Consider the following 12,144-nt stretch of genomic DNA (forward strand, 5'->3'; position numbering starts at 1 on the left):
ATATTATGATTTGATGATAAAATCATCAGCTCCCTGATGTCCTTCTAACAAAACGGCTTGGACACGATCTCCCTTCTTATAGCCTCTCGTGCCTCCGCGTAATATAATAAACAGATTCGTACGGGCCAGTGAGGTCACGACACCTGACTTGTCAATGCCCGCCGGATGTACGGTTACCTGATTGTCCTCATATTCTATATACCCTCTCATAAAGCGATGAAATGGGTTCGGCTTCATTATATCATGGCCGAGGACTGCCTCAATCACTTTATGGTAAGGTTTTCCGTTCCCCAGGATCTTTTGAGTAAAAGGAAAGGCAAATAATTCAAAACCGACATAGCAGGCAGAAGGATTGCCTGAGAGGCCGAATAACAGCTGGCCGTTCAGCTGGGCAACTGTCGTTACACTTCCTGGGCGCATAGCAATTTTGTTAAACAGCACCTCTGCACCAAGCTTCTCGTAAACAGCTGGCATTAAGTCATAATCCCCAACGGATACTCCTCCTGTTGTAATTAAAATATCGACTTCTTTTAAAGCAGAAACCACTGAATCATAACAAGTGTCAAAGTCATCAGCCAGCTTTCCAAGATACACCGGGATCGCACCGCTTCTCTCGATCTGGGAGAGTATCATGTAGGCATTAGAATTTCGGATTTTTCCTGGTTCTAGCTGCTCATGTACCTCTAACAGCTCTGTTCCTGTAGCAAACACTCCGACTTTAGGCTGTCTGTAGACTTTTACCTCATGGTAGCCAAACGTAGCCAGCAGCGCTTCAACACCTGGATTAATCTTAGTTCCTTTGCTGACAAGAAGCTGCCCTTTTTCAGTTTCTGATCCTTTGGCCATAATGTTTTGGCCCTCTGTCATTTTCCTTTTTATCGTCATAAATGCCTGACCGTCCTGCTCATACGTCTGGCAAATTTCAAACATGGCCACGCACGTAGCTCCTTTGGGGATTTCTGCACCTGTCATGATGCGGACCGCCTCCCCGCTTTCAATCGGTCGGGAAGCCCGCTGGCCCGCTCCTATTTCTTCTATAACACGAAATTCAACCGGATGATCCCGTGATGCCTGATCTGTATCGGAAGCTATAAAAGCATAACCGTCATATGGGGATTTCGGAAAAGGCGGAATAGCGTGGACAGCGACTAAATCTTCAGCCAGTATACGATCATGACTGTTAGGTATAGAGACTGTTTCGATTTGTTTGTCGGCGTTAATCTCCATAATACGGGAGACAGCTTCTGTAACTGGAATCGGATTTCTATGTAAATTCAATGGATTAACCTACCTTCTGCATTTTTTTACCTATTGCATTGACCATAACGAAAAAATAACAAAAATTCAAAAATAAAAACCCCCGGCTTTTTTTTGCCGCGGGGTTCTTAGTATAAATAACGATAAGCCGCTTTTCTATTAAGAAGCTGCTCCTTCATGTCATCCTGTGTCTTCCCATTACGTCCTCTATGATTGCTTTTATTAACCTTAATATCGACCGTAAACATTAAAAAATGAATCGTCATCACATATCTTCCTTTCTTCCTTTCCTTTAGCTAAAAAAGCCACAAGATTACAATATGCAGCTTATCAGGCCGATATGTGTGCGAATCAATCATTTATTTATTGTCGTAATAGTCTGATATTTTTTCGTCAAGCCTGCTTAAAATTTTAATTGCTGTTCTATGTTGCATCTCCTTGTAATGGTGCAGTCCGCCCGGCTGTTCATCCATTCTATCGGCTTCTTCTACAACGGCCTGCAGCGGTGTTCTTTTCCCTTCAAGCGAAAATGGAAGGTAACTGTCCGTATGCAGCAGTACAGCAAGGGACACTTCTTTGGCAACTAAGCGGTCTTCTCCCAGCCTGATCAGCAGTTTGTGGGCCCGCTCTGCGCCTTTGATCGCATGAATATCATGACGACGGTATTCATCATAATCCCACTTGCCGTCACGATACCATTCATAGTGTCCCATATCATGGAGCAAGGCGGCCTTCGTTGCCAGCTCCGGGCAGACGGAAGCTTTTACCGCCAAATCAAAAGCGTTATCTGCAACCGATACCGCGTGATTCACTCCTGATCTTGCCAAGTATTTCTGGGTAATTCTATGTTTAAAAATCTCTACTAACGTTACGCGCATCCTACCACCTCTTTCAAAAAAATATATCATTACAAATGACAAGGCTCAAGTTTACTGTTGTTCTGCCGCTTTATAGGTTTGACAGACCGCAGGAAAAGGAACGCTTTTAAAGAAAAGAAATAGGAGGAATTCTAATGGATTTTAGGAACGATACGGTACTTATTACAGGAGCAAGCAGAGGAATCGGCCGCCACTTAGCTAAGACGTATGCTAGTCAAGGCGCCGAAGTTATTCTCACAGATGTCGACGCCGAACATGGCAGACAGCTGCTGGGTGAACTTCATAATGAAGGGGCTGAAGCCTTCTTTTATGAATGTGATGTCAGCAGCCATGAAGCTATCGTCCAGTTATTTTCCCAAATAAAAGATACCCACCAGGTGACAATTTTAATCAACAATGCCGGCATCAGTAAATTTACGCCGCTTGATGAACTGACTGTTGAAGCCTGGGATGAAGTGATCAATACGAACTTGCGAAGTGTTTTTCTATTCTCTAAAGCTATTGCTGAAATTTGGAGAGAAAACAAGACTCCAGGAAGAATCGTAAATATTGCATCAACACGGGCTTTTATGTCTGAACCAGATTCAGAGGCTTATGCGGCAAGCAAAGGCGGCATCATCAGTCTAACTCATGCGCTTGCAGCCTCCCTTTCCCAGTATGACGTGCGGGTGAATGCTATCAGCCCAGGCTGGATTGCAGCAAAAAATTATGAAAGCCTCCGCCCTAAGGACCATGAGCAGCACCTATCTAACAGAGTCGGTTTTCCAGAAGATGTTGCGAAAGCCTGTTTTTATTTAACAGATAAAGAGAACGGCTTTGTGACGGGTGAAAATATAACTGTAGATGGAGGAATGACCCGTAAGATGATTTATCATCACTAAGGACAGGTATGGTTTAGTTTTTTTTTAATAAGGGTAGTGGTTTATTAATACAAAGAAAAACGGGGGTGAAAAGGATGACACAGCTATCTTCTTTTCATATCACTTTTAAACAGCCATTATCTACAACTCAAATCTTAAAAATTAATAAACAGTCTTCGAAATCAGACCACCAAATCTACCTGCATCAAAATCACTTAATTGCAGATGCCAGTCATCTGACAAAGCTATTATCCTTCTTCCTTTTTGTGAATACGGAAGAACCTATACTTATGATCATTGATGGAAAGAACGTTGAGGAAATGCTTCAGTCGATACAAGACGACTGCGGCGACTGCATTGTAGAGGTTAGTGAACGTTCTTCCTACAATGAGGGACAGATCAGCCGCAACACTTCCATTTCTGTGTAGAAAATTCTATAGCTATTAGTAGAAAGCCCAGCCTAACAGTTGCGGCTTTCTTTGTTTATGTTCACAATTTTCAGTATAATAATTAGTATTAGATATTAGGAGGGTGTTAGATTGTTTGATTTAGCAATTATTGGAGCCGGCCCTGCCGGCGCAAGCGCTGCACTGTTTGCAGCGAAAGCAGGCAAAAATGTTGTGTTCTTTGACCATGACAAAAGTATCACCTCAAAAGCCTGGGTGGAAAACCACTACGGAGTTGAAGGCATTAAAGGACCTGATTTATTAAACACCGGACAGAAACAGGCAGTTGAACACGGGGCACAGCTTGTAAAAACAGAGGTTTCCTCTATGGAACAGACTGACAGCGGCTATTCCATAAAGACGAATGAAGGAAAATTTGAGGCTCAGCATATTTTATTTGCAACTGGGATGTCTACGAAACTTGCTGAAGCTTTTGAATTAAACGTGGTTGACGGCACCGAGCCTCGGGTTGCTAAAATTATTCAAACCAATGAAGAGGGCCGGACAGAAAAACCTGGTGTATGGGCGGCCGGAACTGTTGCCGGTGTAAGTGTTCATACCATTATTACAGCTGGAGATGGTGCAAGAGTAGCTGTTAATATCATTAGTGAATTAAATGGCAAGCGGTATGTAGACCACGATATCCTAAAATAAAGCTAAAGAACACGTGCTTCAGGTTTTTTCACAGATTGCAGAGAACCCCTTGCTTTAGAGAATACCCTTCTCTTTCCAGTGGAATATGATAAATGAGCACAGCTACGCTCAACTTTTCTATTTCATACGTAAATCAACACTAATAAAGCTGTCGAGATATTTTCTCGACAGCCTTCAAATGTTCAATCGAACCATCCTTTAGACTTAAACCACAGGTACATGCTGACCACCATCCCAATCATAATAAACCAGACAAGAAAATATCCATATTGTGTTTCAAGCTCCGGCATATTAACAAAGTTCATGCCATAAACTCCAACAATAAATGTCAGCGGCATAAAAATTACGGAAATAACGGTAAGAATCTGCATCGTCCGGTTGGTCTGATGTGAGTTTAAGGATAAGTAGCTGTCTCTGATGTCCTGAGTCATCTCCCTATTGGATGCTACCATTTCAGCAACCTTAAGGAGATGGTCATAAATATCAGCAAAGTACTCCCTCCGCTCTCTCACACCATCGAGATGATGTGTATTCAATATCCGGTACAGCAGATCTCTCATCGGATGCACAGTCTGCCTGATCCTCAGCAGTTCGCCGCGCCTGTCAAACAGCTCATCCAATAGCTGTTCCATCGACAAGTCTCTCGTATTGTCTTCAATTTGATTGATATGGTCTTCGATTTCATAAACAATTGGAAAATATCGATCGACGACTTGATCGAGCAGCTCATAGAGCACGAAAAACTCATCCAATTCCTCTATGTTCTTCGCGTTTTTAATAGCTGCTTCAACCGCATCAATTTCTTTAGAAGGCTCTTTATGATACGTAACCACATATCCATCTCCAAGAAATAAATTCTTTTCTCTTTTTTTCAAAGTGTCTGGATCGATCGAATGAAAGACAAAGAAGGTGTGGTCATCATAATAATCGAGCTTCGGCCGCTGCAGTTCATGTAAACAATCTTCTATGGCCAGCGGATGAAACTGAAAAAAAGTATCTAAGTATTGGGCTTCTTCCTCTGAAGGAGACCCAAAGTCCACCCAGTACCAGTCAAAGGACCGGCCGGCTAACTCTTCTACCCTGTCGAACTTCTCTATACCGTATTTTTTAGAAGAGCCATAAATTCTAAGCATCCTGCATCACCCTAACCTTCATCACTTTCTCTCTTTCAAATACCCTGTAATATTCTTCTAAAACGTATGAAAGATATAAACCTGTGATAGTATGAAAAAGTAGCAGGAAAAAATAGCGAGGTGACTTCCAATGAGCGCACTTGAAACACGGCTGACAGGTGACCATGTCGTCTTAAGAAGTATTAAGGACGACGATATTCCCCGGCTTTGGGAACTGATATATAAACCGAAAGATCCTGAATGGAAGAAGTGGGATGCTCCTTATTATCCACTAGAACCTCATACGGTTGATACGTACCGCAGTCATGAGAGCGCAAGAAAAGAAAGGTTGAAGGAAACAGAGCCGGACTCCCGGTTACTTATCGAAGTAGACGGTGAAATTATCGGTACCGTCTCCTACTACTGGGAGCATAAGGCCTCCCTCTGGCTTGAAGTAGGAATCGGTATTTATTCTAAAGAGTACTGGGGTGGAGGCTATGGGTCTGAAGCGCTTGAGCTGTGGATTGATCATCTGTTTCATGAACTTCCTTTAGCCCGAGTAGGCTTAACCACATGGTCTAAGAATGAACGAATGATGAAAGTCGGAAAAAAACTGGGGATGAAGCTAGAGGGCAGAATGAGAAAATGCCGGATTTACGAAGGGAAATATTATGATTCCATCCGAATGGGAATTCTTAGAGAAGAATGGCAGTTGAAAAGAAATAGAACACCAGTAAAAAAGGGATCTTACCATTAACTCGGCAAGATCCCTTTTTTCGATACAGTTCAATATTTAAAAATAAACACTTTTTATTTGGATAACTGCTCGGTAAGTGGAGGTACGATTTGTTTCTTACGGGAAACAACACCTTTAAGCACCGCTTGATTGTCTTCAACTTTTACATTAAAGGCTTCAGATACAGCATCCGCTTTCGTTCCTGCAGTAAGCGCTGTGGAGTCATTAGTCAGGATATCTGTGATGACGAAAACAAACAAATCAAGACTTCGCTCTGACACTGTATTGTCGATCGCTTGAAGAATCTCTGCTTTACGCTCAAGAACTTCATCCGTATCGACGGTATTAACCTGAGCAATCACCACTTTGGAATCTCCCATTGAGAATTCTTTTGCATCTAAAGTGAGAAGCTCATCAGCAGTCAGGCCGCTGATATCTGCACCGGCTTTTAACATTTCAAGGCCGTAAGATTCCGCGTCGACGCCAGCAATCTCTGCAAGCTCATTTGCTGCTTGTACATCTTCATCCGTGCAGGTTGGTGATTTAAATAATAGAGAATCTGAAATTATGGAAGAAAGCATAAGGCCAGCCAGAGGTTTCGTAATTTCCTGATTCTTTTCTTTGAACATCTTCGTTAAAATAGTTGCCGTACATCCAACCGGTTCCGCACGGTAATAAAGCGGGCCGCTTGTTTCAAAATTCGCAATACGGTGATGGTCAATAACCTCTGTTACTTGTACATCCTCAATATCGTTCGCACTCTGCTGACGCTCGTTATGGTCAACAAGGATGACCTGGTCTGCTTCAGCGGCAACCTTTTCTACGAACCTTGGCGCCTCTACGTTAAAGTAATCCAGCGCGTACTGAGTTTCGCTGCCTACTTCGCCAAGACGAACAGCTTCCGCTTCTTCTCCAAGCTTAATCTTAAGCTCAGCATAGACAATAGCTGAACAAATCGTATCCGTATCAGGATTCTTATGCCCGAATACTAACTTTTTCGCCATGTTATTCTCTCCTTCTTTACTAGTATGTAATGGACTTCAGTACCGATTATAAGGGATATAACACTATACGTCTATCACTGGCTGCAAGGGACCGGACGATTTGTTAGTTTAACATAGCAAAATATTGGAAATAGTCTTGTAATCGAGACTAAAGGATGGGATATCATGAAAGCTGTAACATATCAGGGAAAAGAAAGAATGGTCGTTAAAGATGTAGAAGCACCGTCGATTCAAAAGAATGATGATATGATTGTCCGCATTACAGCGAGCGGGATCTGCGGGTCTGATCTTCACTTATACAAAGGCGGCCTTGAGCCGCAGCAGGAAGATTATATTGTCGGACACGAACCGATGGGGATTGTAGAAGAAGTCGGTCCTGAGGTCAAAAGCCTTAAAAAAGGCGATCGAGTCGTGATTCCGTTTAATATCGGCTGTGGGGATTGCTTTTTTTGCAGCAACCAGATGGAAAGCCAGTGCGACAACTCCAATCCCCACAGTGATGCTGGAGGCTTATTTGGATTTACAGAACCCTTCGGAGGCTACCCAGGAGGACAAGCGGAATACTTAAGGGTTCCTTATGCCGACTTCACTTCTTTTAAAGTCCCCGACTCAAGCGAGTTAAAAGATGAAAGTGTCCTCTTTTTATCCGATGTCGTTCCTACCGCTTACTGGAGTGTAGAGCACAGCGGTATGAAAGAGGGAGATACGGTTATTGTCCTTGGCAGCGGTCCGATCGGCCTTATGACGCAGAAGTTCGCCTGGATGAAAGGCGCTAAAAGGGTCATCGCTTGCGACCAGGTAGAGCACCGTTTAAAACACGGGAAGAAAACAAACAATGTAGAAACATTTAATTTTAACAACAACAGTGAGATCGGCTCCGTGCTTTTTGATGAAACGAACGGCGGCGCTGATGTTGTGATCGACTGTGTCGGAATGGACGGCACCGTGTCCCCTGGAGAAGAGTTCGGATCTGAACACGACAACCAATTCGGCACGATCAGCCCGATCATCACAGCTTCCCAGTCTGTCCGTAAATTCGGGACAGTACAATTGACCGGTGTATACGGCACAGAAGCAAATGCATTCCCGCTCGGTGATTTCTTCAGCCGGAATGTTTCCTTGAAAATGGGTCAGGCTCCTGTTATTCATTTAATGCCGAAGCTGTACGATATGATAGAAAATCAGGAATTCGATCCGACCGATATTATTACTCATTCCATTAACCTGGAAGATGCCGCACGAGGCTATGATATTTTTGATAAAAAAGAAGACGGCAATATTAAAGTTGTGTTAAAGCCATAAATGAATAAAAACCTGTGATCGAAAATCGATCACAGGTTTTTCATTTAATAGAGCTTAGTATTTGGACTGTGCAGCAGCCGGTTGGTCCGGTGTGTGCCATATTTGTCTTTTAAATCAAGCCTTTCTAATTCCCTCAGCAATTTCTTATAGTTTCTCAAACGCTCGCTGGGAATCATTCCTTCATTTATCGCTTTTTGAACGGCACATCCAGGTTCCTGCTCATGCCGGCAGTCGCGGAATTTACAGGATGCGGCTTTTTCTTCAATATCTGAGAAAGCACCTTCCAAACTTGAAGCATCTCCCCACAGCTGCAATTCCCTTATCCCTGGCGTATCGATGACGATTGTTCCGTTAGGCAGTTTGAACATTTCCCTATGCGTCGTCGTATGACGTCCTTTTCCGTCCTGTTCCCTGACTTGCTTCGTTTCCTGAAGGTCTCTGCCTAGCAGACGGTTTATAAGGGTGGACTTCCCAACTCCTGAAGAGCCAACGAATGCTATCGTTTCATTCTCATCCAGACGCTCGATAATGGCATCCATTCCTTCTCCGGAAATACTGCTTACTGTATAAACAGGAACGGCAGGAATATGATTCTCCACCCTCCACACAAGTTCCGCTGGATCATCACATAAATCCTTTTTCGTACAAATAATAACCGGGCTGGCTCCACTGTCGTACACCTGTGTTACATAACGTTCTAACCGCGGGATATTAAGCTCATCTGTAAGTGAAGTTATGATAAATACGGTATGAATATTAGCCGCAATCACTTGTTCCTGGTGACGAGTTCCTGCTTCTTTTCGCGATAATACCGTCTTTCGTTCCAGCACCTGATGTATGATCGCTTTCACTTCATCATAAGGCTCATAGACGACCCAGTCTCCAGTAGCCGGCCATAACGTCGAGCTGTAGCGGAGCTTTCCGGCAGCCTGTGCCTGATAAACTTTGTCCTCGCCCCAGATTAAAAATTGGTCTGATGCTGAACGCGCAACACGTCCCACCCGTTTTTCTTCATTAATAATTAACTGTTCACTGTTTTTCACTGAATTCCTCCTCAAAATTTGCGGAGGATACCGAACTAGCTGATGGATCCTCCAGTTGATTGTATATGGGTGGATTGGATCTTATTATTATATTTTGCCATAAGACATCAGCTCCTTAATGATTAGTCCTTTTATTATATCTTAAAAATATGCGGCTGGTAACTTTATTTTTGTAAGATCAGTGCATTCTCATCCTTGTCTCTGGAATTGTGAAGCTTCTGACAGTCTATTTTACTCATTTACTCCAATTCTTGAAATACATTTTTTACTTTCTCTACGACATAGGAACTTCCTTCCTCTACGTCCTCGATCATCATTGAGACGAGCAGGTCCTCTTCTTCTGTATCCCAGCCGATGAACCATCCGTTTTCCTGGGCATTTTCATCATCCAGGGACTGTTTTAATTCGGCGGTTCCTGTCTTACCTGCCAGCTGAATTCCTTCAAGCTGTGGTTCATGAGCAGAGCCTGCCGGGTCTTCTACAACGGCAGTTAAATCCTCGCGTATGATTGCAGCCGTCTCTTCACTGACTACATCTTTGTGCCACGCTTTGCCTGTTTTCTGATCTTTATATAGTACAGGCTCAAGCATTGTACCGTTAGTTATAAAAGGTGTATATGTCATGGCAAGGTGAAGCGGGCTCATCTGCACCTGTCCCTGCCCATAACCCGTATCCGCCAGCAGGACTTCCTGATCTCCGAATTCTTCGTCATTTAAAATCTGTGAACTGCTGATTGGATAAGGAAATGGAATTTCTTCAGAAAAGCCAAAATCCGCAGCTTTTTCCAAGAAAGTTTCGCCGCCGATTTCTAAAATTGTCCGGGCAAAGTAAATATTATCAGAACGGACGAGCGCATCTCTTAGATTTACCGATTTATCTTCATTCGCACCGTCCACTCTTGTTACCGAATAGTCTCCCCATCCGTCTTTTGTATAAGTTTTCTCTGGAATTGACATTTCTTCCTCTGGATTAATGTCTCCTGTCTCTAATCCGATCGCTGCTGTTATCGGCTTAAAGGTGGAACCCGGAGAATAATTGGCCGTAAATTTATTAGTAAGCGGGCGTTTTTCGTTTTCCTGCAGTTCATTTCTTCGTTCACTGCTCATACCTAAAATAAATTCGTTCGGGTCGTATGCAGGTGAGCTTACAAGCGCACTGACTTCGCCGGTTGATGGGTTAATGGCAGCCGCTGCTCCTGCATCGTCTTCCATCTGTTCATACATGGTCTTTTGAACGTCAGCATTAACCGTAAGATTGAAATTCTGACCTTCCTGTGCCTCTCTCTCAGCTAGTACGGCTTTTTCATTGCCATCTGCGTCCAGAATCGCAACTTTTCCACCTGGCTGTCCTCTAAGTTCTTCTTCTAGTACATTCTCAAGACCAGTCTGCCCGATCACTGAGGATGCCGAGTACCCTTGACCGCCTAATTCTTCGAGCTGTTCAGCGGTAATTGCTCCTACATAGCCGGTAAGATGCGCAGCAGCTTCTCCCAGCGGATAAACACGTGCTTTTTTATCCTGGAACTGAGTGCCGTTTAAGTCTCTGATTGTCTCAATCCTTTCTTCGTCGTCATCGGCAACAGAAGCAAGCGGAACAAAGGAACTTTCCTCTACCCAAGACTGATTTAACTGTTCGTCAATATACTCGACGGATATATTCAGCTTTTTAGCTAAGGTTTCTTTTACTTCCTCTGGATCTTCAGGCATTCTCACCGGTACTAATCCTACTTGCTGGACGATTCCATTAATGGCTAGCTCATTTCCATTAACATCAAAAATTTCTCCTCTTTCAGCAGGAAGAGTCTGAGCTCTAACTGTATCTCCTTCCTCCATTTCAGAGAAGATCATTGATGAATTCCAGCGCAGTGCCCAGCGGCCGCTGTCTTCTGTTTCTTCAAAGACAAATTCAGCTTCATTCCCGTCCTCAATCTCTCCAGCCAGCGTATTCATTTTTATCTGATAACCAAAGGAGGGACGATCGTCTTCTACGTATTCCTGATCTTCCTCTGGGGCATCATATGTAACTTCCAAGTCACTCATTTGAATACCATCATAAATAGCAGTATATCTTTCTTTAAATTCTTCTTCGCTGATCACTTCTTTTGAACTTTCACTAAGCAAGCTGTACATTTCTTCAAAATTTTCATTCTGCCAGGCTTCTACATATTTTTCCATGGCAGATTCCGGTTTTGGTTGATTTGAACATCCTGCTATAAGACCAAGCAGGATCAAAGATAGGATGACACTGAGCTGTTTCATTTTCACCTCTCCTATTACTTCATAAACTGTGATCCCATTATTAGGACCGTGTGTCTAAAATTATATCAAATATTGGTGAAAGAGAGAATGTAAGCGGCTTTTAAGAGCGGCGTAATCTTCTTTCTATAAATTCACATAAATGACCGACAGTAGGAAAATGTTCGAACTCACTTCCTAGTGGATAGTCTTCGACAGGATTAATCTCAATATTCCAGTACTCGACAAGCTCAGAAAAAGCTCTGGCAAACCGGCAGCTTTCTCCATTGAAAACTGCATGTAAATCGGCTGATGTACTCAAGTAGTCTCCGGGCGGGGTGTAGTCGGGGGAACGATGTTTGTGGACATATTCAATCGTAGTCAGGTAAATCTCATAAATTCTGTTTCTCTGGCTGATCTGCTTTATTTCCTTTCTCGTTTTGTAGCTTCTGAAATCAAATACATCCGTCATATAACTCCTCCCTTATAATCTTTTATTTAATAATTCTACAGCTATCGACATATCCCTTTCCTTTTTCAGCATTTTTCTAAATATTTTACTAAAGAGGTGCAAGCATGGTCCGGGTCATTTTATGAAGAGGTATGTTATTCTAACTA

The 12,144-nt window shown here is 43.0% G+C and carries 13 protein-coding genes; 5 read left to right on the plus strand and 8 right to left on the minus strand.

Going from position 1 to position 12,144, the window contains the following annotated elements:
* Positions 1-3: 3 nt before the first annotated feature.
* The 3 genes from glp to HUS26_RS08020 all read right to left on the minus strand — a co-directional run bounded on the left by glp (position 4) and on the right by HUS26_RS08020 (position 2,135).
* Positions 4-1,278: a gephyrin-like molybdotransferase Glp gene (gene glp / locus HUS26_RS08010; protein ID WP_173916656.1), complete on the minus strand. Its 1,275-nt coding sequence runs from the start codon at positions 1,276-1,278 to the stop codon at positions 4-6.
* 107 nt (positions 1,279-1,385) lie between these two features.
* Positions 1,386-1,523 carry a hypothetical protein gene (locus HUS26_RS08015; RefSeq protein WP_173916657.1) on the minus strand — a complete coding sequence of 46 codons (138 nt, stop codon included), beginning with the start codon at positions 1,521-1,523 and terminating at the stop codon, positions 1,386-1,388.
* Between the two features lie 93 nt (positions 1,524-1,616).
* Positions 1,617-2,135: an HD domain-containing protein gene (locus HUS26_RS08020; protein WP_173916658.1), complete on the minus strand. Its 519-nt coding sequence runs from the start codon at positions 2,133-2,135 to the stop codon at positions 1,617-1,619.
* Positions 2,136-2,269: 134 nt separating this feature from the next.
* Here HUS26_RS08020 and HUS26_RS08025 point away from each other — a divergent pair, with 134 nt between their 5' ends.
* The 3 genes from HUS26_RS08025 to HUS26_RS08035 all read left to right on the plus strand — a co-directional run bounded on the left by HUS26_RS08025 (position 2,270) and on the right by HUS26_RS08035 (position 4,095).
* Positions 2,270-3,016 carry an SDR family oxidoreductase gene (locus HUS26_RS08025; protein WP_173916659.1) on the plus strand — a complete coding sequence of 249 codons (747 nt, stop codon included), beginning with the start codon at positions 2,270-2,272 and terminating at the stop codon, positions 3,014-3,016.
* A 74-nt stretch (positions 3,017-3,090) separates the two neighbouring features.
* Entirely contained in the window at positions 3,091-3,423 is a 333-nt protein-coding gene (locus HUS26_RS08030) for a hypothetical protein (protein WP_173916660.1), read from the plus strand.
* A 111-nt stretch (positions 3,424-3,534) separates the two neighbouring features.
* Complete coding sequence (locus tag HUS26_RS08035) at positions 3,535-4,095, plus strand: FAD-dependent oxidoreductase (protein ID WP_173916661.1); 561 nt, start codon at positions 3,535-3,537, stop codon at positions 4,093-4,095.
* A 182-nt stretch (positions 4,096-4,277) separates the two neighbouring features.
* Here HUS26_RS08035 and corA read toward each other — a convergent pair whose 3' ends face one another.
* Positions 4,278-5,228, minus strand: coding sequence for a magnesium/cobalt transporter CorA (gene corA / locus HUS26_RS08040; protein ID WP_173916662.1), 951 nt, complete (start codon positions 5,226-5,228; stop codon positions 4,278-4,280).
* A 130-nt stretch (positions 5,229-5,358) separates the two neighbouring features.
* Between corA and HUS26_RS08045 the strand changes: the two genes are divergently transcribed.
* Positions 5,359-5,964 carry a GNAT family N-acetyltransferase gene (locus HUS26_RS08045; protein ID WP_173916663.1) on the plus strand — a complete coding sequence of 202 codons (606 nt, stop codon included), beginning with the start codon at positions 5,359-5,361 and terminating at the stop codon, positions 5,962-5,964.
* A 53-nt stretch (positions 5,965-6,017) separates the two neighbouring features.
* Here the strand turns inward: HUS26_RS08045 and HUS26_RS08050 are convergent, their stop codons facing one another.
* Positions 6,018-6,947 carry a manganese-dependent inorganic pyrophosphatase gene (locus HUS26_RS08050; RefSeq protein WP_173916664.1) on the minus strand — a complete coding sequence of 310 codons (930 nt, stop codon included), beginning with the start codon at positions 6,945-6,947 and terminating at the stop codon, positions 6,018-6,020.
* A gap of 165 nt (positions 6,948-7,112) precedes the next feature.
* On the opposite strand from HUS26_RS08050, the gene HUS26_RS08055 reads away from it, so the two are divergent.
* A complete protein-coding gene (locus HUS26_RS08055; RefSeq protein ID WP_173916665.1) occupies positions 7,113-8,249 on the plus strand; it encodes an alcohol dehydrogenase catalytic domain-containing protein in 1,137 nt (378 codons plus the stop codon).
* Positions 8,250-8,293: 44 nt separating this feature from the next.
* On the opposite strand, the gene rsgA is transcribed toward HUS26_RS08055, so the two are convergent.
* The 3 genes from rsgA to HUS26_RS08070 form a co-directional block, all read right to left on the minus strand.
* Entirely contained in the window at positions 8,294-9,292 is a 999-nt protein-coding gene (rsgA, locus tag HUS26_RS08060; RefSeq protein ID WP_254434151.1) for a ribosome small subunit-dependent GTPase A, read from the minus strand.
* A 239-nt stretch (positions 9,293-9,531) separates the two neighbouring features.
* Positions 9,532-11,550 (minus strand): penicillin-binding transpeptidase domain-containing protein, encoded by a 2,019-nt coding sequence (locus HUS26_RS08065; protein WP_173916666.1) that lies wholly within the window; start codon positions 11,548-11,550, stop codon positions 9,532-9,534.
* A 100-nt stretch (positions 11,551-11,650) separates the two neighbouring features.
* The gene (locus HUS26_RS08070) at positions 11,651-11,998 is read right to left on the minus strand and encodes a hypothetical protein (RefSeq protein ID WP_173916667.1); all 348 of its coding nucleotides are present in this window, start codon (positions 11,996-11,998) and stop codon (positions 11,651-11,653) included.
* Positions 11,999-12,144: the final 146 nt, after the last annotated feature.

Origin of the sequence: Halobacillus sp. Marseille-Q1614 (assembly GCF_902809865.1) — a bacterium.
Classification (GTDB): Bacteria; Bacillota; Bacilli; order Bacillales; family Halobacillaceae; genus Halobacillus_A.

Excerpts from the sequence above, each read along its gene's own strand:
- HUS26_RS08015 (WP_173916657.1), bottom strand. The coding sequence starts at position 1,523 with ATGACGATTCATTTTTTAATGTTTACGGTCGATATTAAGGTTAATAAA.
- HUS26_RS08020 (WP_173916658.1), bottom strand. The coding sequence starts at position 2,135 with ATGCGCGTAACGTTAGTAGAGATTTTTAAACATAGAATTACCCAGAAA.
- HUS26_RS08025 (WP_173916659.1), top strand. The coding sequence starts at position 2,270 with ATGGATTTTAGGAACGATACGGTACTTATTACAGGAGCAAGCAGAGGA.
- HUS26_RS08030 (WP_173916660.1), top strand. The coding sequence starts at position 3,091 with ATGACACAGCTATCTTCTTTTCATATCACTTTTAAACAGCCATTATCT.
- corA (WP_173916662.1), bottom strand. The coding sequence starts at position 5,228 with ATGCTTAGAATTTATGGCTCTTCTAAAAAATACGGTATAGAGAAGTTC.
- HUS26_RS08045 (WP_173916663.1), top strand. The coding sequence starts at position 5,359 with ATGAGCGCACTTGAAACACGGCTGACAGGTGACCATGTCGTCTTAAGA.
- HUS26_RS08050 (WP_173916664.1), bottom strand. The coding sequence starts at position 6,947 with ATGGCGAAAAAGTTAGTATTCGGGCATAAGAATCCTGATACGGATACG.
- HUS26_RS08055 (WP_173916665.1), top strand. The coding sequence starts at position 7,113 with ATGAAAGCTGTAACATATCAGGGAAAAGAAAGAATGGTCGTTAAAGAT.
- HUS26_RS08065 (WP_173916666.1), bottom strand. The coding sequence starts at position 11,550 with ATGAAACAGCTCAGTGTCATCCTATCTTTGATCCTGCTTGGTCTTATA.
- HUS26_RS08070 (WP_173916667.1), bottom strand. The coding sequence starts at position 11,998 with ATGACGGATGTATTTGATTTCAGAAGCTACAAAACGAGAAAGGAAATA.